Raw genomic sequence first — 20,530 nt, 5'->3', positions numbered from 1 at the left:
ATTTTCAAAATTCTGACCGCACTTATTCATTTCAAGCATTATAGAAAAGTATTCACAATTTCTAAAAACTCGTTTTCAGTCATTACTTGTACACCAAACTCTTGAGCTTTAGCCAGTTTTGAACCAGCATTATCTCCCGCAATCACAAAATGTGTTTTGGCTGAAACACTGCCAGCTACTTTTGCACCAAGTTGTTGTAACAACTCTTTTGCCTCATTACGCCCCATTTGGGTTAACGTACCGGTTAAAACCACAGTTTTATCTTTAAATGGATTTTCACCGACCTCTTTGACTTCCACGGTTTCCCAATGTACACCTTGTTGAATTAAGTCATTTACCACATCAAGATTGTGTTGCTCACGCCAGAATACATAAATACGGTTTGCAACTACCTCACCTACATCAGGTACTTCTTGCAATTGTTCTAAACTTGCTACTTGTAAAGCCTCAAGAGTTTTAAAATAGTTTGCTAAACTACGAGCGGTTGCTTCGCCTACGTCACGAATACCTAAAGCAAATATAAAACGAGATAATGTCGTATTTTTTGCACGTTCTAAACTTGTTAAGGCATTATCAGCGGATTTAGCGCCCATTCGTTCCAAACGCATCAAGGTAAACAAATCAAGTTTAAATAAATCTGCGGGTGTATGAATCAATTCACGATCCACTAATTGCTCAATGAGTTTTGCACCAACACCATCAATATCCATGGCTCGACGAGAAACAAAATGTTTGAGTGCTTCTTTACGTTGTGCATCACAAAATAACCCACCTGTACAGCGAGCTACAGCTTCGCCTTCAATTCGGACAATTTGCGAACCACATACAGGGCATTCTGAAGGAAATATGATCGATTGTGCATCCATTGGACGTCGGTCATGCACCACGCCAATAATTTGTGGAATAACATCACCTGCACGACGAACAATTACCGTATCACCAATAGCAATATCTAAACGAGCAATTTCATCTCCGTTATGTAGTGTGGCATTACTGACCGTTACCCCAGCAACAAACACAGGTTCCAATTTTGCTACAGGGGTAATCGCACCAGTACGTCCCACTTGGAATTCTACATCCTTCAGTACAGTCATTTCTTCCTGTGCAGGGAATTTATAAGCGATTGCCCAACGTGGTGCTTTAGAAATAAAACCAAGTTGTTGTTGAAGCGCAATATCATTAATTTTTAATACGGTTCCATCAATATCATAACCAAGAGTTGGACGCACTTCTTGAATGTGACGATAAAAACCTAATACGTCATCCACACCATGACAAAGGCGAATTTCTGGATTCACTGGAATACCAATAGATTTTAACCATTGTAAGCGTTCATATTGGGTTGGTGGCAATTCCACTCCCTCAGCGATGCCAATACTATAGGCATTAAGGACTAATGGGCGTTGGCTAGTAATTTTCGGATCAAGTTGACGCAATGAGCCTGCGGCAGCATTACGAGGATTTGCAAAAGTTTTCTCACCATGTTCCAACGCTCGTTCATTCAAACGATTAAAACCATCTTGAGGCATAAATACTTCACCACGCACTTCTAAACGTGCTGGTGGATGATCAGTCAATAACTGCAATGGAATATTGCGAATCGTACGAATGTTTAAGGTAATATCTTCGCCAGTAGTACCATCACCTCTTGTCGCTGCTTGAGTAAGCACGCCATTCACATACAAAATACTTACGGCTAAACCATCTAACTTAGGCTCACAACAAAAGGTTAAAGGATCAGGTAAAACAACTAAACGATCCTGAATACGCTTCACAAAGGCATAAAATTCTTCATCAGAAAAAGCGTTATCCAAGGATAACATCGGCAGTTCATGAGTAATTTGAGCAAACCCTGAAAGTGGTTTGGCGCCTACACGTTGAGTTGGTGAATCAGCAGTAACTAATTCAGGATATTGCTGTTCTAGAGCTTTCAATTGATGAAATAAACGGTCATATTCCGAATCTGGAATCTGCGAATTATCCAATACGTGATATTGATATTCGTGATAACGAAGTTGTTCTCTTAATTGTTTAATTTGTTGATTAATATCTGTCATGGGATTTTCCAACAAAACAAACCGCACTTTCAAGTGCTCAAAAGTGCGGTCGATTTTTCAAAAAATTTAAGTTTATTTTACTCGGTCAAAATATTCTTGTTCCGATGCCTCAGTTAATAATTCTTGTTGTTCCGTTAACACAAAACCACCAAGCTGTTCTGCTAAAGTTTTAGCGGCTCGCATCATAATTTTTAAATTAGTAAGATTATTACCAGGCGAAGGTAAACGCATAAAGATTGCCACACCGACAGTGTATAACTCTTGCAATGCATAAGGATTGAATGTACCTGGTTGAGTAATATTGGCAGCACTAAATAACACTGGACTTGCTACGGTTAAATCCAAATGGCGGTGATAAATGCTACCTTCTCCATAAATAAAGCCGAGGTCTTCTAACACTTGAACTAAAGTCACACCGTGGAATTCACGATTTTCTGGAGCGACCACATATAACATCACAAATTCACTGTCTTCATCTGAAGCTAGTGTAGCTTGTTCCTGAACAGTAACAACAGGTTCTTCTTGGACTTCAATCGGTTGTTGTAATGGTGCTTTTGAAATCGGTGACTGTGCAAAGACTTGATTGCCTGCTTGTGAAGCTTCTTGTAATTGTACACGTAATAACTCTGATGAAGAATTAATACCTTCATCTAAATCCATATTAGCTTCAATATCGGCAATACTTTGCTGTGCTAAATTTTGTACAGGTTGAGGTTGAACAGAAGCATTTTGTGCATAATATTGCGGATGAGATGTTGCTTGAACTCTTGCTGTAGAAGGTCTCATTTCATATACAGGAGCCGTTTCTATAGGGGCAATATCAACATTAGGCAAAGTAATTTTAATTTGATCGACAGATTGAGGATCGGGTCTCATATCTTGAGCCGCTTGCAAATGATCATCATGATAATTTTCAAAATTCAAGGTTTGCTGTGTTGATGCAATAGAAGGTTCTGCTGGCACGGGCGGTTCTTGATGAATAACCGCCTGTTTAGGCTGCGTAAATGTCGGTGCAACACTGGTTGCTTTATTATAAGGTCCATTATGTGGAGTTGAATTAAGGGCTTGTCCAGAATGGCTGAAGGCATTAGCATTCTGAAAATATTGAGACTTTTCACGACGATTTGACCATAATCCGTGAGCAACTAAAGCAATTAGCGCTAGAATGCCTAAAATAATTAAAATTGTATTTAAATCCATTGCTAAGCGATTCCTTTTCCTGTTTTTACAACCTCATCACATAATCAATGTGACCTATAAAATGGTATTAGCTTATCATATTTTATTAATTTAGTGATATGTTTATCTTGATAAATTGCAAGACACTTCACATTTAATTCAAGTGTTGTTCTCACACTTAGTCCACACTGACTAAGCAATGTTCAAAAAATATTGTATTTTCCTACCGCACTTTGTATGCTAACTGTGATTTAACATGATTTGGAAAGTAAAATTTAGGATTTGCTATGATTGAAGAAAAACAAATAAAATCAGGATTTCATTACTTTGTAATGGGTTGGCATTTAATTACACAACAAGGCTTACGCCGTTTCGTGATTATGCCTATTTTGCTGAATATTGTACTTTTAAGTGGCTTATTCTGGCTTTTCGTGAGTAAAATTTCAAGTATGATTGAAAGTATTATGAGTTTTATTCCTGACTGGCTAAGCTGGTTAAGCGGTATTCTCTTAGCCTTATCCATTCTGATGATTCTGTTAGTCTTCTACTTTATTTTTAATGCGTTATCAGGCTTTATTGCTGCACCATTTAATGGCCTATTAGCGGAAAAAGTTGAAGTCATGTTAACAGGCGAAGGCCCTGAAAATATGACTACAGCAGAATTTATTAAAGATACTCCCCGTATGCTTGCTCGAGAATGGCAAAAATTAATCTATAGCTTACCTAAATATATTGGTTTATTTTTATTAAATTTTGTTCCTGTGGTGGGACAAAGTATTATTCCAGTGCTTACCTTTTTATTTACCGCATGGATGATGGCGATCCAATATTGCGACTATGCCTTTGATAACCATAAAATTTCATTTGGCACCATGCGTTTTAAATTAGCTGAAAATCGCACACAAAGTTTAGTGTTTGGCTCATTTGTTACCCTTTGTACGTTTATTCCATTACTTAACTTTGTAATTATTCCCGTCGCCGTCTGTGGCTCAACAGCTATGTGGGTAGATACTTATCGTAAACAATTATACCTCAATAAAAATTCAGAAAAATCTACCGCAGTTTCAACACAAGAAAATAATAGCAAGGCAGCTGATGTAGTGGTTCGAGCTAATAGGGATATCCAATCTAAATAATTATTTCTTCATGTTATTAGGCAGATAGGTTATCTGCTTTTTTTGTATCTATTTAAAAAATAAGACAATTTTTCTTAAATAGAATTTAGTTATAAAATAGATCTAATAACTATTTTTTTATATAAGTTGCAGTGATATAACTATTGCTACTAAATTGATAGTTTTTAAGGAGAATATAACTATGACAATTTTTGCAGATAATTCATATTCTATCGGTAATACTCCATTAGTTCGTTTAAAACACTTTGGCAACAACGGTAACATCGTTGCTAAAATTGAAAGTCGGAACCCGAGTTTTAGTGTGAAATGTCGCATTGGTGCAAATATGGTATGGCAAGCTGAAAAAGATGGTGTGTTAACCAAAGGCAAAGAAATTGTCGATGCAACTAGTGGTAATACAGGTATTGCCCTTGCTTATGTAGCGGCTGCACGTGGTTATAAAATCACCTTAACCATGCCTGAAACTATGAGCTTAGAACGTAAACGTTTATTGCGTGGTTTAGGTGTGAACCTAGTATTAACAGAAGGTGCCAAAGGCATGAAAGGTGCAATCGCCAAAGCAGAAGAAATTGCAGCATCAGATCCTAATCGTTATGTGACCTTAAAACAATTTGAAAACCCTGCTAATCCAGCAATTCACCAACAAACGACAGGCCCTGAAATTTGGGAAGCTACCGAAGGTAAAGTAGATGTTATTGTGGCAGGTGTTGGTACTGGCGGTACGATCACAGGTATTTCACGTGCTATCAAATTAGACAAAGGCAAAGCAATCACTTCTGTTGCCGTAGAACCGGCAGAAAGCCCAGTTATTACACAAACCCTTGCAGGTGAAGAAGCGAAACCCGGTCCACACAAAATCCAAGGTATCGGTGCAGGCTTTATTCCCAAAAACTTAGATTTAAGCCTAATCGACCGTGTTGAAACCATAGATAGTGACACCGCTATCAGCACCGCCCGTCGATTAATGGCTGAAGAAGGCATTCTTGCTGGAATCTCATCAGGTGCCGCCGTTGCTGTAGCAGATCGCATCGCGAAATTACCAGAATTCCAAGATAAACTTATTGTGGTAATTCTTCCTTCTGCTTCAGAACGTTATTTAAGTACTGCACTGTTTGAAGATATCGAGGGTTGATCAATTTCTAATAACTATAAATTTCTTTCCTATAATCCCTTTACAGTCAATTTTGCGAATTGACCGCTTGTTGTTTTAAATTTTCTAAAAACTCCCAAAAAAATACCGCACTTTGAGTCTTCCCAAAGTGCGGTATAAATTGACAAAATTTTATGCTTTATTGCTTAGCAATAACCTTTCCATCTACATAATCCACGGTAACTGGACTTGCTGGCAATAATTTACCAGACAAAATTTGTTGTGCCAATGGATTTTCGATTTCTTGTTGAATTGCACGTTTCAACGGTCTTGCACCATAAATAGGGTCATAACCTACTTCACTGATAAAATCTAAAGTAGCATCACTAAAGTGAATGTCATATCCATGTTCAGCCATTCGTTTAATCAAACGAGCTAATTGAATTTGTGCAATAGATTTGATGTTTTCTTTAGCCAATGGGTGGAATACCACAGTCTCATCAATACGATTGATAAATTCAGGGCGGAAATGTTGTCCGACTACCGACATAACAAGTTCCTTCATGCCATCATAACCAAGATCTTGATTACCTTGAATTAAATCTGAACCAAGATTTGAGGTCATAATCACCACGGTATTACGGAAATCTACTGTTCTACCTTGGCCATCAGTTAACCGACCATCATCTAATACTTGTAACAAAATATTAAATACATCATGATGTGCTTTTTCCACTTCATCTAATAAAATCACTGAATATGGACGACGACGTACCGCTTCAGTTAAATATCCGCCTTCTTCATAACCTACGTAACCTGGAGGTGCACCAACTAAACGAGATACGCTATGTTTTTCCATAAACTCAGACATATCAATACGAACCATGGCATCTTCGTCATCAAACATAAAGTTTGCTAATGTTTTACATAATTCTGTTTTACCAACCCCCGTTGGACCTAAGAATAAGAATGAGCCAATCGGACGATTTGGATCAGATAATCCAGCACGACTACGACGAATAGCATTAGCAACGGCTTCAACTGCTTCACCTTGACCAATCACACGTTTATGTAATTCATCTTCCATACGAAGTAATTTTTCTTTTTCACCTTCCATCATGCGAGAAACAGGAATTCCTGTAGCACGTGAAAGCACTTCTGCAATTTCTTCATCTGTCACTCGATTACGCAATAAGGTCATTTCCTTACCTTCTGCTTTATTTGCATCAGAAAGTTGTTTTTCTAAAGTAGGAATCACACCATATTGTAATTCAGACATTTTATTTAAATCACCAGCCCGACGTGCTTGTTCCATTTGCATACGCACATTTTCAAGCTCGGCTTTAATATGTTGTGTACCTGAAAGTGTGGCTTTTTCACTTTTCCAAATTTCATCAAGTTCTGCATATTCCCGCTCTTTTTCTGCGAGTTCTTTTTCAAGCATGGTGAGCCGTTTACGGCTAGCTTCATCTTCTTCTTTTTTCAAAGCTTGCTGTTCTAGTTTTAATTGAATAATGCGGCGATCTAAACGATCTAGAGGTTGCGGTTTAGAATCAATTTCCATACGAATGCTAGATGCTGCTTCATCAATTAAGTCAATGGCTTTATCCGGCAATTGACGATCAGAAATATAGCGATGAGATAAAGTGGCAGCCGCAACAATCGCAGGATCAGTGATCTGCACATGATGATGCAATTCATAACGCTCTTTTAAACCACGCAAAATTGCAATAGTATCTTCCACCGTTGGTTCATCTACAAATACTTTTTGGAAACGACGTTCAAGAGCCGCATCTTTTTCAATATATTGACGATATTCATCTAAAGTTGTTGCACCAACACAATGCAATTCACCTCGAGCAAGACTTGGTTTTAATAAATTCCCCGCATCCATTGCTCCATCTGTTTTACCAGCTCCCACCATAGTATGAATTTCATCAATAAAGAGAATGACTTTGCCTTCTTCTTGAGCAAGCTCTTTTAAAACCGCTTTTAAACGTTCTTCAAATTCACCACGATATTTGGCACCAGCAATCAGAGCACCCATATCTAATGAAAGTACACGTTTACCTTTTAGCCCTTCTGGCACTTCACCATTAACAATTCGTTGGGCTAAACCTTCCACAATCGCCGTTTTACCCACACCTGGCTCACCAATTAGCACTGGATTATTTTTGGTACGGCGTTGTAGCACTTGAATTGCACGGCGAATTTCTTCATCACGTCCAATTACAGGGTCAAGTTTGCCACTTTCTGCACGAGCAGTTAAATCTATTGTATATTTTTCTAGTGCCTGACGGCTTTCTTCTGCGTTTTGATCCTTCACGCTTTCTCCTCCACGAATCTGTTGAATCGCTTGTTGTAAATTTTCTTTTTTCGCACCGCACTTACGCAACACATCACCTACGCCACCTTTTTCTTCTAATGCAGCAAGTAAAAATAATTCTGATGAAATAAATTTATCTTGTTTTTGTTGCGCGATTTTGTCACATAAATTCAATAAGTTAAGTAATTGACGGGAGATTTGTACATCCCCACCATTGCCTGATACTTGCGGTAATTTATTCATTTCGCTGGCTAATTCTGATTTTAACGCACTTAAATTCACACCTGTAGAGGTTAAAATCGGAGCCACTGAACCATCCTGTTGATTAAGTAATGCACTTAATACATGGACAGGTTCAATATATTGGTTATCTTTACCCAAGGCTAATGATTGTGCTTCGGCTAAAGCTTGTTGAAATTTTGTGGTAAATTTTTCAATATTCATATTTGCCTTCCTTATAATCTTTAGAACGTTTTTTGTTCACAAAACAGTAAATAAGATCGATTTCTTCGCTTTCAAGGTTAAAAATAAAATATTTTATGTTAAATAAATAATCTATTACTGGAGTTACCTGAATAAATAAATTTAGCAAAATTTCTGAGCGCAATAGAATTTCTCTCGTTGTTCAAATTTTCAAAAATCTACCCGCACTTTTATAGACTTAATGGCTAGCGAGGAATCCCCCATTAGCCATAGCGTTAGAAGAAATTAAACAATACTATTCATCGGTATAATCTCATTTACTCTCCTCTTGTTGCCCTCTATAATGCCTTCAATAAAAATAATTTTATAGGTATTGGCATGCAATTTTCAAAAATGCACGGTTTAGGTAACGACTTTGTCGTTGTAGATGCGGTGACACAAAATGTTTATTTTCCTGAAGAGCTAATTCGTAAATTAGCAGATCGTCATCGTGGTATTGGCTTTGATCAAATGTTAATCGTTGAGCCACCTTATGATCCTGATTTAGATTTTCACTATCGTATTTTTAATGCCGATGGTAGCGAAGTCGCTCAATGTGGTAATGGTGCTCGTTGCTTTGCTCGTTTTGTCACTATAAAAGGCTTAACAGATAAAAAAGATATTGCCGTAAGTACATCAAATGGGCGTATGGTGCTAACCGTAAAAGAAGATGGAATGGTTCGTGTGAATATGGGTGAACCAATTTGGGAGCCTGCAAAAATTCCATTTACAGCAAACAAATTTGAGAAAAACTATATTTTACGTACTGATATTCAAACTGTGCTTTGTGGCGCCGTATCCATGGGGAATCCCCACTGTACTTTAGTTGTAGAGGATATTGATACTGCCAATGTGGCGGAATTAGGTCCACTACTTGAAAGCCATGAACGTTTCCCTGAACGTGTGAATGCAGGATTTATGCAAATTATGAATCCTGGTCATATCAAATTACGTGTGTATGAACGTGGTGCTGGCGAAACTCAAGCTTGTGGTAGCGGTGCTTGTGCAGCAGTAGCAATCGGTATCATGCAAGGTTTATTAGACAAGAAAGTTCAAGTAGATTTAGTGGGTGGTAGCTTACTGATCGAATGGGAAGGTGAGGGGCATCCACTCTATATGACAGGTGAAGCAACTCATGTGTATGATGGTTTCATTAAACTTTAATTTGATTAAGGCGTCTGATCACGCCTTTTATTCTCTCTAGCGTTATAAAATTATTGAGATCATAATTATGTATCATGAACAAACTGAAGATACTGTCATCAATTTTTTGAAAAAGCACCCGCACTTTTTCGAAACTCATTTAGATCTGCTTGAACAATTAGTCATTCCTCATGTTCAAAAAGGCAATTTATCTCTTGTAGAAATGCAATTAGAACGACAACGTGAACGAATTAAAGAATTAGAATCACATTTAGAGCGGTTTTATCGGTTAGCCATTCAAGATCAAGATATATTCTTAGCACTGCTACCATTACAAAAGCGGCTGGCTAACACTCAACATTTTATGGAAGGTGTTGAAGTTTTAGATCATTGGGCAAAAGAGTTTGAATTACAACAAGTAAAAATTTTACTTTTTACGGATAGCTGGGAAAAAAGTTTGGATGTACCAGCACAATACTGGCTAGATCGTAAAGGCTTTGAATTGATTCGTTTAGAGCGTTTAGGATTACGTAAAATCTATCTAGGCGAATTAACCAATAAGGAAAAATCCTTACTGTTTTTTCCTCAAGAATTACCTGTAGGCTCTCTTGCTTGTTGTTTATTAGGAATGCGAGCTAATCAACATCAGTCCAATGCTTTACTAATTTTTAGTGCAAGAGAAACTGATCGTTTTTATAATGGACAAGACACAACCTTTATTCGACATATTATTGATATTGTTGAATTACATTTACATCGTTGGTTATTAAACTATCAAAAATAATTGAAAGATAATACTATGACGGAATGGTTACAAAAATACTGGAATTATTTACGTATTGAACGCCAAGTAAGCCCTTATACGCTAACAAACTATCAGCGTCAAATGGACGCAATATTAGGACTTATGCAAGCAAATGATATTCGCAGTTGGCAACAACTTTCGCCAAGTGTTGTCCGTTTCATTTTGGCAGAAAGTAAAAAATCAGGTTTACATGAAAAAAGCCTTGCCTTACGTCTGTCTGCATTACGTCAATTTTTAAGCTTTCTAGTTGCCCAAGGTGAACTTAAGGTCAATCCAGCAATTGGTATTTCGGCACCTAAACAAGCTAAACATTTACCGAAAAATATTGATGCAGAGCAAGTGAACAAACTGTTAAGCTCAAATAGTAAAGAACCGATTGATATACGTGATCATGCGATGATGGAACTCATGTATAGCTCAGGATTACGCTTATCAGAGCTACAAGGATTGAATCTTACTAATTTAAACTTCCGAGCCCGTGAAGTAAAAGTCTTAGGTAAAGGGAATAAAGAACGCATTTTACCCTTTGGTCATCATGCTTCTCATGCTATTCAAGAATGGCTCAAAGTCCGTTCACTGTTTAATCCAAAAGATGATGCATTGTTTGTGAGTCAATTAGGTAATCGGATGTCCCATCGTTCAATTCAAAAACGTTTAGAAATTTGGGGAATACGCCAAGGATTAAGTAGCCATTTGAATCCTCATAAATTACGTCACTCTTTTGCCACCCATATGTTAGAAGCCAGCTCAGACTTACGGGCAGTACAAGAACTCTTAGGGCATAGTAATTTGGCAACAACACAAATTTATACACACTTAAATTTCCAACATCTAGCCGAAGTATACGACCAAGCACACCCTCGGGCTAAACGACATAAATAGGAAAATTTTATGAAATACTACCGCACTCTTTATCCCTTTAAAGTGATAAGCTTTGATCTAGATGATACGTTATATGATAACTCACAAGTTATCTTAGGTGCTGAACAACGTTGTGTTGACGTACTACATGAATTAAGTGGTATCGCTGAATTAAACCGTGATTATTGGAACCAATGGAAAGAACAGATTGCTAAACGCCTTCCATTATTAATGGAAAATGTCACAGAGTGGCGTATTCAAACGATTAATGAGTTACTTACTCATCATAAGAAAAGTGCGGTAGAAATTGAAAAAATTTCTAATATAGCGATGGAAAATTTCTTTGAATGGCGTCATAAAATGCAAGTGCCTCAAGCCAACCTAGAGGCACTCAATCAATTAAAAAACTATTATAAATTAGCTGCGATTACTAATGGCAATGTCACTCCTCAGCGTGCAGGCTTGAATCAATTTGATTTAGTTTTAACTGGAGGTGTGCATGGTCGAGCAAAACCACACCAAGATTTATTCCATCAAGCAGCGGATTATTTCAAAGTACAACCTAATGAAATTCTGCATGTCGGTGATAATTTAATTACCGATGTACAAGGTGCTATTCAAGCGGGCTGCCAAGCTGCATGGATTAATTTATCCAATCAATCATTAGATCAATTGGTGGAGGCAAGTCTATTCCCGACTTTGGAAATCTTTGCAGTTACAGACTTATTAAACTTAATTCATAAATGATAAAACTCATATGAAACGTTCCCAACACCAATTCATTAAGCCATATTCTGCTTATTCAAGTCCGCTTATATAAATTAAATGGCTTTTATTAATGTTTTCCGAACAATCCGCCTAGTCCGCCCATACCACCCATCATGCCTTTCATGCTACGCATCATTTTCGCCATACCGCCATTACGCATTTTTTTCATCATACGTTGCATTTCATCAAATTGTTTCAAAAGTTTATTCACATCTTGAACTTGTGTACCTGAACCTAATGCAATACGGCGACGACGTGAGCCTTTAATAATATCAGGATTTGCACGTTCTTTAAGGGTCATTGAGTTGATGATTGCCTCCATTTTTACGAACATTTTATCATCTACTTGATTTTTAACATGATCAGGTAAATTTTTCGCACCAGGCAATTTATCAAGCATGGACATCATACCGCCCATTTTTTTCATTTCAATTAATTGTTCACGAAAATCTTCTAAAGTAAAACTATTACCTTGCTTAAATTTCTTGGCAATTTTTTCAGCTTTCTCATGATCCACATTCCGTTGTAAATCTTCTATTAATGAAAGCACATCTCCCATCCCTAAAATACGAGAGGCAACTCGCTCTGGATGGAAAGGTTCTAAGGCATCTGTTTTTTCACCGACACCTAAAAATTTAATTGGTTTGCCGGTAATTTGGCGAATAGATAAAGCAGCACCACCACGAGCATCACCATCAACTTTAGTCAAGATTACACCTGTTAATGGTAAAGCCTCATTAAAAGCCTTTGCCGTATTAGCAGCATCTTGACCAGTCATCGCATCAACAGTAAATAGTGTTTCAATTGGATTTAATACAGCGTGAATCTGTTTGATCTCATCCATCATATCGCTATCGACATGTAAACGCCCCGCAGTATCGACAATTAATACATCATAAAATTTTAATTTTGCATCAGCTAATGCGGCTTGAACAATGGCAACTGGGTTTTGTTGCACATCTGATGGAAAGAAATCTGCACCAACAGCTTCTGCTAAGGTTTCCAATTGTTTAATTGCCGCAGGACGGTAAACGTCAGCTGAAACCACTAATACTTTTTTCTTATGACGTTCTTTTAAGAATTTTGCTAATTTACCGACAGATGTTGTTTTACCCGCCCCTTGCAAACCTGCCATTAAAATGACTGCAGGAGGCTGAGTGGCGAGATTAAGCTCTTCATTTGATTCGCCCATTGCCAGTTCAAGCTCAGATTGAACAATTTTTAAGAACTCTTGACCTGGCGTTAAGCTTTTATTTACCTCTTCACCGATCGCACGTTCTTTAACTTTATTAATAAATTCACGTACTACAGGTAAAGCTACATCAGCTTCTAACAAAGCCATACGCACTTCGCGTAATGTCTCTTTAATATTATCTTCTGTTAAACGTCCTTTCCCTGTGATATTACGCAGAGTTTTCGATAGACGATCGGATAAATTTTCAAACATTGTTAATTCCACTTTTTTCAAAATTTTTGTAATTATACTGAAATCTAATAGATTTTCATCATTTCAAATAAATTTATAGCGATTTTACTTGTACATAGCTAAAATAACAGACATATGTTTTTTATCGAGTGAGTAATTTATGTGGTTTTCAATTTTATCTATTGTATTTTATGTACTGGCATTGCTGCTGATTGCCCCTATTTTACTAAATACAAAATCTGTGCAAGATAGTAAAAGACCACAAAAACTGCCTTTATTTATTACCGCACTTTGTGCCATTGTGTTCCATATCTTTAGTATTTATCCATTACTCACCGATTTAGTTACGGGTCAAAACTTTACTTTGTTAGAAATTGGCTCATTATTTAGCGTTATCATTGCGATATTTGCGGCATTATTTATGTTGCGTGTTAACACCATGTGGTTGTTACTACCAATAGTCTATGCTTTTGCTATTATCAATATCGTGGCAGCCACGTTTATCCCAAGCCATATTATCCAATTACTTAATCAAAACACATCATTGCTATTCCATATCGGTTTATCCGTATTCACTTATGCCCTATGTTTTATTGCAATGCTTTATTCTATTCAATTGGTTTGGATTGATCGTTCATTAAAAGCAAGAAAAACTCAATTTTCGCCAGCTATACCGCCATTAATGACCGTAGAACGTCATTTTTTCTGTCTGTTTACAATTAGTGAATTGTTATTGACATTCACTTTAATTTCAGGCACTTATCACCTTTTGCAATCAATTAATATTGAAACTATTCATAAAGCCGCCTTTTCTTGTGCAGGCTGGCTTATTTTTGGGATTGGACTAGTTGGACACTGGAAATATCATTGGAAAGGAAAAAAGATGATTGTTTATACAATTTCAGGTATGATCCTTCTCACCATTGCTTATTTTGGAAGTAGATTAATCTCATCATAGGCAACCTATTTCACAAAGTGCGGTAATAAAATAGAAAATTTTTTTGAAAAACACCGCACTTTTATTGTTAATTAACAAAAGGATTTTATACTTTGGACAGTATTCCCCTTAGTAGCTTATTTATTACCCTTATCATTCTCTTAATCTTATCTGCCTACTTTTCAGGTTCAGAAACGGCACTTTTAGCTGCTAATCGTTATCGTCTACGTTTCCTTGCTGAAAAAGGCCATCGAGGAGCACAAAAGGCTGAAAAACTGCTGAAACAAACTGATAAGTTACTCAGTTTATTGCTCATCTGTAATAACGTTGTCAACATAACGGCATCTGCAATCGCAACGATTATTGGTATGCGTATTTCTGGTGATGCTGGAGTAGCTATTGCCACTGGTTTATTAACTTTCGTCATGCTGATTTTTTCAGAAATCTATCCTAAAACGGTGGCAGCCAACTATCCAGAAAAAATAGCAACTTTATCAAGCCATATTCTTCTGGTTTTGATGAAGATTTTGACACCAGTAGTATACTTAATGAATTTAATTATTAAGGCGGTGATCAAACTTACAGGCTTAAAATTAGATAACAAAACGCATTCATTAAGTTCTGATGAATTACGTTCTATTGTTAATGAATCAGGTAAATTTATTCCTTCAAGCCACCAACAAATGTTGCTTTCTATCCTTGATTTAGAAAAAGTCACTGTGGATGACATCATGGTGCCTCGCAATGATATTTCAGGCATTGATATTAGCGATGATTGGAAATCAATTATGCGTCAGCTCAACCATGCTCCCCATAGCCGTGTGGTCATCTACAAAGAAAATATGGAAGAAAATATTCTCGGTATTTTGCGGGTACGTGAAGCTTATCGGTTAATGATGGATAAAAATGAATTTACCAAAGAAATTTTGGTTCGTGCGGTGGATGAAGTGTACTATATTCCTGAAGGCACAGGATTAACGGCTCAATTACTCAATTTCCGTAATAATAAAGAACGAATTGGTTTAGTGGTTGATGAATATGGCAGTATTCAAGGGCTAGTCACACTTGAAGATATCTTAGAAGAAATTGTGGGTGAATTTACTACCTCAACAGCACCTTCTATTAATGAAGAAATTATTCAGCAATCTGATGGTTCAATGATTATTGATGGCTCTGCTAATATTCGTGACATCAACAAATTACTTGATTGGAATCTTAATACAGATGAAGCTCGCACATTCAATGGACTGATTCTAGAACATCTTGAAGAAATCCCTCAAGAAGGTACTGAATGTGAGATCGATGGTTTAAAAATCACCATATTAGAAGCAAGTGATAATATGGTCAAACAGGCTAAAGTTATTAAATTATAACTTCATGTTATTCCTCTGAAAGCGATGAAATCTTCATCGCTTTCTATTTTATATAAAATTTATTTTTATTCATATTCTCTTAAATACCCTTTCTTTTTGTAAAGTTTTATTAGAATTTAATTTAATCAAATATTAATTTAATTAAATTTTATATAAATATATTGATTTCACTTGACACATGAATGATAATTGTTTTTATTTTTATAAACAACCTAAGGAAAAAATAATGCGTAAAGTAACGTTGACTTTATTGCCACTTACCTTATTTGTGGCAACAACCCTACATGCACAATCCACTGCCCAGTTAGATACTATTGATGTTGTAAGTGATAACTACTCTCCTCAAACTGAAAATATCAATGGTAAAGGTACTGTAAAAGTACGTCAGGCAACTAAAATGTCTGATGTGCTACGTGGTGTACCTGGTGTTAATGTAAATGGTGCTCGTTCTGTGGTTGAACGCTACAACATTCGTGGGGTAACAGAAGAATTCTTAAATGTAACTGTTGATGGTGCTCGTCAAAATGGTTTTGCTTTCCACCATGGTGGTAACTATGCAATCGATCCAGAAGTGTTAAAGCGTGTTGATATTGATGTTGGCTCTAACTCTGTTGCAACAGGAGCTGGCTCATTAGGTGGTTCAATTAAATTTGAAACAGTTGAAGCTGCTGACATGCTAGAAGATGGTCAAAATGCAGGTGGTAAAGTTAAATATGGTTGGGGCAGCAACGGTAATTCTCACCAATCCATGGCAATGTTATATGGTCGTGCGAATAACTTAGATTTATTAGGTTACTTTAACTATCGCCATCAATTAGATGGTAAAGATGGAAATGGTACGAAAAATGCGAATAAAGACCATGCTCAAGATTATTTAATTAAAGCTAAATATAATATTACTGAAGATCAATGGGTAAAAATTTCTGCAGAACGCTATTCAAATAGTGCATTTGCTTGCGCTAAAGCCAATATGTCAGGATGCTTAGAAACTAGTCCGACAAATGAAGCTAAACAATATGCAAAATTATTGCGTAAAACCTATACATTAGGTTATGGGATTAATCCAACTGATAATCCGTGGGTAAATTTCAAGGCTAATGTTTATAGCACAGAAACTGAAACAACCGTGATGGGAAATCCTAAAACGAATATTAAAACTGTTGGTGGAACCCTATCTAATACATCTGAAACAGATCTAAATTTTACCCATCATAGAATTTTAGTTGGTGGAGAATATTATAAAACAACCGAAAAAGCTTTAGGTTCGACTGTTAATAATTATGAAGTAAAATTAGACAGCACATCTGCCTATATTGAAGACCAAATTGGAATAGGTGATTTCACTGTTATTCCAGGTGTTCGCTATGATCACTATCGTGCAGATTTATCAGAAACCGTGGATAAATCCTATCATCGTTTTTCTAAAGCATTAGGCTTACGCTATGCTTTAACCGAAAATTTAGTCATTTTTGGTAACTATACAGAACTATTTAAAGGCCCTGATGCAGGAGATTTAGTGGTACGTAGTGGTGCTAGAAATTACCATACCAGCATTGAAGCGACTAAAGGTGAAAACCATGAAGCTGGTTTTAATTTTGCTACAGCGAATTTATTCACAGGGGATGATGATCTATCCTTTACTGCAAAATATTTCCATACCCATTACGACAATATTAGCAGAACGGTAAAAATTGCAGGCCGCTCTGCTTATGGTAACTTAGGCCCAGTGACTTTAAAAGGTGTGGAAGCTTCCGTTAAATACCGTATTGAAAACTTAACCGCTTCTCTTTCTTATGCAAGAGCAAGAAGTAAACAAAATACCAACATTGGTTCTATGGCGAATCCTCCTGTCGCAGGCTATGCTGCCTTTGATGATACAGGTGATAGATATAGCTTTGGCTTAAATTATTATCTGCCTGAACAACAAATTGAGTTAGGTTGGAATACTTTATGGGTTAAAGGAATCAACTTATATGATGAGTTAAGCACAGGCCGTGGACCAAGCGCAAGATATTATCCAGGATATACTTATAAAGAAGCTTATTCTGTGAGTAATGCCTATATTTCTTGGGCACCTAAACAAGTTAAAGGATTAGAATTAACCTTTGGTGTTGATAATATCTTTAATAAAGCTTATGTAGATCAAAGTACTCAATATTATGGTGCTGTAGATTTAGATCCAGGTCGTAACTATAAATTAAGTATCTCTTACAAGTTTTAATACCTCCTCATCTCATGATGACCTTTTATTGGGAGAATGAAAATTCTCCCTTTTTTTATCCGCACTTTTAATAAAAATCATTAATTCTATCAATTACAGCAATAGAAATATTTACCAATAAACCGAACTTTGCTAGAATTCTCTATCTAATTGAAATTCATTCTCAATTATATTTACATTTTATTAACGTTATTAAGGTTTTACCATGGTAGAAGGATTATTTGAATTTTTAAAAGCTTATAGTGACTATATTGTGCTCGGTTTATTATGCTTAATGAGCTTTATAATGATTTGGTTTGTCATTGAACGTTTTATTTTCTTAGGTCGTGTTAAAGTAAAAACATATAGTAATATTCACGAATTAGATATTGATCTCAATCGACATCTCACCATTATTTCTACTATTGGTGCAAATGCGCCTTATGTTGGCTTGTTAGGTACGGTTGTAGGGATTTTATTAACTTTCTATGATTTAGGTAACTCTGGTGGCGATATTGATGCCTCAGCCATTATGCTTCACTTATCACTTGCCTTAAAAGCAACTGCAGTGGGGATATTAGTAGCAATCCCATCTATGGTCTTTTATAGTGCTCTCCTCCGTAAAGTAGAAGTTAACCGCTTAAAATGGAAAGCTTTAAATAGCCAAAAAAATATAGGTGAGTAACGTGAAAAAGTTTGATGAAATTAACATTATTCCATTCATCGACATTATGTTGGTGCTACTGGCAATTGTTTTGATCACTGCTTCATTTATTTCACAAGGTAAAATCCAAGTAAATGTACCTAAAGCTTCTTCTACAGTAGCCTTTAAAGCAGATGATCTCGCAAAATTATTAACAGTCACTGAAACAGGCGAAATCTTTTTTAATGATAAACCTATTCAACTGGCGAGTTTAGAACAAGAAATCAATACCTGGAATAAAGAACAAAAGGTTACCTTAAAAGTAGATTCGAAAGCTTCATTCCAAGATTTTGTGTCCATTACTGATCTTATGGCAAAGAATGAAATTAAAAATGTTGCCATAGTTACAATGAAAGAAAAAGGCAAATAGATATGCAGAAACGTTCCATGGTGGGCTTTCTCGGGTCTCTTGCTTTTCATGGTGGGCTTGCAGCTTTATTATTTGCATGTTTTAAAAGTGATGATAGTGCAAATGGAATCGCTGCACAGGTAATTGATACGAATATTTCAATGGAAATGATGATAGCAACAGTGATTGAAGAATCCGCGCCAGCAGAACCAGAACCTCAAATGAAAGAAGAGGTTATAGAAAAAGAAACGGTTGAAGATCCTACATTGAAGAAAGTTCAAGAGAAACCAAAAGAAAAGCCAAAAGAAAAACCGAAGGAAAAGCCTAAAGAAAAACCTAAGGAAAAACCAAAAGAGAAGCCAAAAGAGAAGCCAAAAGAAAGTGAAACAGTTGTAAAAGCCACTGTCTCACCACAACAAGTGGGAGTAAAAGCGAATCAGGCAGTTATTTCAAATGCGAATGCAAATTCACAAATAACTGGTGTTAATAGAAATGTTAATACCTCAGATACAAGCTTAGCTGGAAAAGGGGCAAGCTCTTCAGAAATTGATGCTTATAAGAGTGCGATTAGACGTGAAATTGAACGCCATAAAAGATATTCTCAACGAGCTAAAATGATGCGTAAACAAGGTACCGTTATCGTTGCATTCAATATTGGAGCAGATGGTTCATTAACTGGGGAACGAATTGTCCAGTCATCAGGAAGTGACGATCTTGATAATTCTGCATTAAGTGCGGTACAAAGTGCAAACTCAGTAGGACCAAAACCAAATGGTATGGCGAGTGCAATTAGTGTGCCAATTTCTTTTACAATCCAGTAGTTTTGCTACTGTCGACAATTCAGCGTAAAATAAGTGCGGTTAATTCTAACCGCATTTTTTTATTTCATACATATTTTTCTAAGGATTTATCATGATTATCGGGCCTTATATTAATGCTGTGGCTATTATTACTGGTGCGCTTATTGGTGCTGCCCTTGGTGGACGTGTTCCTGAGCGTTTACGTAATAATCTTACCCTATTATTTGGTTTATGCTCCATGAGCATGGGGATCGTGATGATCGCTAAAGTAGCGAATATGCCTGCTATGATTCTCGCATTATTATTAGGGACTATTATTGGTGAAATAATTTTATTAGAAAGTGGTATTAATAGAATTGCCTCTTCAGCTAAAGTTATTATTGAAAAAATTTTCCCAAATAATGAAAAGAAAGGTTTATCGTATGAAGAGTTTCTACAAAAATTTGTAGGCATTATTATTTTATTTTCATTTAGTGGCACAGGAATTTTTGGGGCGATGAATGAGGGGTTAACTGGAGATAATAATATTTTAATTATAAAAGCTTTTTTAGACTTTCTAACCGCAATGATCTTTGCCACTTCATTAGGTATGGCTGTAGCAACAGCTGCAATACCGCAAACTATTTTACAAGTTATATTAGCCTATTGTGCAATCTTTATTATTCCCTTAATCACGCCTGAAATGCGAGCTGATTTTGCAGCAGCAGGAGGGATGATCATGGTCGCAACGGGTTTTCGCATTTGTGGATTAAAAAATTTCCAAATTGCCAATATGCTCCCAGCGCTGTTTATCGTCATGCCTATTTCTGCATTATGGATTAAATTTATGGTCTAATGGAATTAATAAAAGTGCGGTCTAAATTTTATTATTTTTTACCGCACTTTCTTACAAAGAGGTATGGCATTATGCCTGGC

The 20,530-nt window shown here is 36.4% G+C and carries 17 protein-coding genes; 13 read left to right on the top strand and 4 right to left on the bottom strand.

Annotated features, from left to right (window positions below):
* Positions 1 to 38: 38 nt before the first annotated feature.
* Both ligA and zipA read right to left on the bottom strand, forming a co-directional pair.
* A complete protein-coding gene (gene ligA / locus HMPREF1052_RS01215) occupies positions 39 to 2,057 on the bottom strand; it encodes an NAD-dependent DNA ligase LigA (RefSeq protein WP_005758712.1) in 2,019 nt (672 codons plus the stop codon).
* Between the two features lie 72 nt (positions 2,058 to 2,129).
* Positions 2,130 to 3,257 (bottom strand): cell division protein ZipA, encoded by a 1,128-nt coding sequence (zipA, locus tag HMPREF1052_RS01210; protein ID WP_005758769.1) that lies wholly within the window; start codon positions 3,255 to 3,257, stop codon positions 2,130 to 2,132.
* 266 nt (positions 3,258 to 3,523) lie between these two features.
* Between zipA and cysZ the strand changes: the two genes are divergently transcribed.
* Positions 3,524 to 4,372: a sulfate transporter CysZ gene (gene cysZ / locus HMPREF1052_RS01205; protein ID WP_005758735.1), complete on the top strand. Its 849-nt coding sequence runs from the start codon at positions 3,524 to 3,526 to the stop codon at positions 4,370 to 4,372.
* A 181-nt stretch (positions 4,373 to 4,553) separates the two neighbouring features.
* The gene (gene cysK, locus HMPREF1052_RS01200; protein WP_005758739.1) at positions 4,554 to 5,504 is read left to right on the top strand and encodes a cysteine synthase A; all 951 of its coding nucleotides are present in this window, start codon (positions 4,554 to 4,556) and stop codon (positions 5,502 to 5,504) included.
* A gap of 157 nt (positions 5,505 to 5,661) precedes the next feature.
* On the opposite strand, the gene clpB is transcribed toward cysK, so the two are convergent.
* Positions 5,662 to 8,232: an ATP-dependent chaperone ClpB gene (clpB, locus tag HMPREF1052_RS01195; protein ID WP_005758699.1), complete on the bottom strand. Its 2,571-nt coding sequence runs from the start codon at positions 8,230 to 8,232 to the stop codon at positions 5,662 to 5,664.
* Positions 8,233 to 8,589: 357 nt separating this feature from the next.
* Here clpB and dapF point away from each other — a divergent pair, with 357 nt between their 5' ends.
* From dapF to HMPREF1052_RS01175, 4 genes are all read left to right on the top strand, one after another.
* Positions 8,590 to 9,414 (top strand): diaminopimelate epimerase, encoded by an 825-nt coding sequence (gene dapF, locus HMPREF1052_RS01190; protein WP_005758726.1) that lies wholly within the window; start codon positions 8,590 to 8,592, stop codon positions 9,412 to 9,414.
* A 67-nt stretch (positions 9,415 to 9,481) separates the two neighbouring features.
* Positions 9,482 to 10,177, top strand: coding sequence for a DUF484 family protein (locus tag HMPREF1052_RS01185; RefSeq protein ID WP_005758741.1), 696 nt, complete (start codon positions 9,482 to 9,484; stop codon positions 10,175 to 10,177).
* 15 nt (positions 10,178 to 10,192) lie between these two features.
* Positions 10,193 to 11,080: a tyrosine recombinase XerC gene (gene xerC / locus HMPREF1052_RS01180; protein WP_005758745.1), complete on the top strand. Its 888-nt coding sequence runs from the start codon at positions 10,193 to 10,195 to the stop codon at positions 11,078 to 11,080.
* Positions 11,081 to 11,089: 9 nt separating this feature from the next.
* Positions 11,090 to 11,806: an HAD-IA family hydrolase gene (locus HMPREF1052_RS01175; protein WP_005758721.1), complete on the top strand. Its 717-nt coding sequence runs from the start codon at positions 11,090 to 11,092 to the stop codon at positions 11,804 to 11,806.
* A gap of 88 nt (positions 11,807 to 11,894) precedes the next feature.
* On the opposite strand, the gene ffh is transcribed toward HMPREF1052_RS01175, so the two are convergent.
* Positions 11,895 to 13,274, bottom strand: a complete 1,380-nt coding sequence (gene ffh / locus HMPREF1052_RS01170; RefSeq protein ID WP_005758706.1) for a signal recognition particle protein — start codon at positions 13,272 to 13,274, stop codon at positions 11,895 to 11,897.
* A gap of 139 nt (positions 13,275 to 13,413) precedes the next feature.
* On the opposite strand from ffh, the gene HMPREF1052_RS01165 reads away from it, so the two are divergent.
* The 7 genes from HMPREF1052_RS01165 to HMPREF1052_RS01135 all read left to right on the top strand — a co-directional run bounded on the left by HMPREF1052_RS01165 (position 13,414) and on the right by HMPREF1052_RS01135 (position 20,450).
* On the top strand, positions 13,414 to 14,211 hold the full coding sequence (locus HMPREF1052_RS01165) for a cytochrome C assembly family protein (RefSeq protein ID WP_005758718.1): 798 nt from the start codon (positions 13,414 to 13,416) through the stop codon (positions 14,209 to 14,211).
* 92 nt (positions 14,212 to 14,303) lie between these two features.
* Complete coding sequence (locus tag HMPREF1052_RS01160) at positions 14,304 to 15,563, top strand: HlyC/CorC family transporter (RefSeq protein ID WP_005758748.1); 1,260 nt, start codon at positions 14,304 to 14,306, stop codon at positions 15,561 to 15,563.
* Positions 15,564 to 15,789: 226 nt separating this feature from the next.
* Positions 15,790 to 17,784 (top strand): TonB-dependent receptor domain-containing protein, encoded by a 1,995-nt coding sequence (locus HMPREF1052_RS01155; RefSeq protein ID WP_005758694.1) that lies wholly within the window; start codon positions 15,790 to 15,792, stop codon positions 17,782 to 17,784.
* A gap of 205 nt (positions 17,785 to 17,989) precedes the next feature.
* Positions 17,990 to 18,448, top strand: a complete 459-nt coding sequence (gene exbB, locus HMPREF1052_RS01150) for a TonB-system energizer ExbB (protein ID WP_005758722.1) — start codon at positions 17,990 to 17,992, stop codon at positions 18,446 to 18,448.
* 1 nt (position 18,449) lies between these two features.
* Complete coding sequence (gene exbD / locus HMPREF1052_RS01145; RefSeq protein ID WP_005758719.1) at positions 18,450 to 18,836, top strand: TonB system transport protein ExbD; 387 nt, start codon at positions 18,450 to 18,452, stop codon at positions 18,834 to 18,836.
* A 2-nt stretch (positions 18,837 to 18,838) separates the two neighbouring features.
* Positions 18,839 to 19,636, top strand: a complete 798-nt coding sequence (locus HMPREF1052_RS01140; protein WP_005758697.1) for an energy transducer TonB — start codon at positions 18,839 to 18,841, stop codon at positions 19,634 to 19,636.
* Between the two features lie 91 nt (positions 19,637 to 19,727).
* Complete coding sequence (locus tag HMPREF1052_RS01135; RefSeq protein ID WP_005758765.1) at positions 19,728 to 20,450, top strand: DUF554 domain-containing protein; 723 nt, start codon at positions 19,728 to 19,730, stop codon at positions 20,448 to 20,450.
* The last annotated feature ends 80 nt before the right edge of the window (positions 20,451 to 20,530 follow it).

This window comes from Pasteurella bettyae CCUG 2042 (assembly GCF_000262245.1).
In the GTDB taxonomy this organism is placed as follows: Bacteria; Pseudomonadota; Gammaproteobacteria; order Enterobacterales; family Pasteurellaceae; genus Basfia; species Basfia bettyae.
Note: the sequence above shows the minus strand (reverse complement) of the source record. Positions and strands in the feature narration are given on the sequence as shown.

Bases quoted from the DNA above. Each gene is read 5' to 3' on its own strand.
- ligA (WP_005758712.1), bottom strand. From the start codon at position 2,057: ATGACAGATATTAATCAACAAATTAAACAATTAAGAGAACAACTTCGT.
- zipA (WP_005758769.1), bottom strand. From the start codon at position 3,257: ATGGATTTAAATACAATTTTAATTATTTTAGGCATTCTAGCGCTAATT.
- cysZ (WP_005758735.1), top strand. From the start codon at position 3,524: ATGATTGAAGAAAAACAAATAAAATCAGGATTTCATTACTTTGTAATG.
- cysK (WP_005758739.1), top strand. From the start codon at position 4,554: ATGACAATTTTTGCAGATAATTCATATTCTATCGGTAATACTCCATTA.
- clpB (WP_005758699.1), bottom strand. From the start codon at position 8,232: ATGAATATTGAAAAATTTACCACAAAATTTCAACAAGCTTTAGCCGAA.
- dapF (WP_005758726.1), top strand. From the start codon at position 8,590: ATGCAATTTTCAAAAATGCACGGTTTAGGTAACGACTTTGTCGTTGTA.
- HMPREF1052_RS01185 (WP_005758741.1), top strand. From the start codon at position 9,482: ATGTATCATGAACAAACTGAAGATACTGTCATCAATTTTTTGAAAAAG.
- xerC (WP_005758745.1), top strand. From the start codon at position 10,193: ATGACGGAATGGTTACAAAAATACTGGAATTATTTACGTATTGAACGC.
- HMPREF1052_RS01175 (WP_005758721.1), top strand. From the start codon at position 11,090: ATGAAATACTACCGCACTCTTTATCCCTTTAAAGTGATAAGCTTTGAT.
- ffh (WP_005758706.1), bottom strand. From the start codon at position 13,274: ATGTTTGAAAATTTATCCGATCGTCTATCGAAAACTCTGCGTAATATC.
- HMPREF1052_RS01165 (WP_005758718.1), top strand. From the start codon at position 13,414: ATGTGGTTTTCAATTTTATCTATTGTATTTTATGTACTGGCATTGCTG.
- HMPREF1052_RS01155 (WP_005758694.1), top strand. From the start codon at position 15,790: ATGCGTAAAGTAACGTTGACTTTATTGCCACTTACCTTATTTGTGGCA.
- exbB (WP_005758722.1), top strand. From the start codon at position 17,990: ATGGTAGAAGGATTATTTGAATTTTTAAAAGCTTATAGTGACTATATT.
- HMPREF1052_RS01140 (WP_005758697.1), top strand. From the start codon at position 18,839: ATGCAGAAACGTTCCATGGTGGGCTTTCTCGGGTCTCTTGCTTTTCAT.
- HMPREF1052_RS01135 (WP_005758765.1), top strand. From the start codon at position 19,728: ATGATTATCGGGCCTTATATTAATGCTGTGGCTATTATTACTGGTGCG.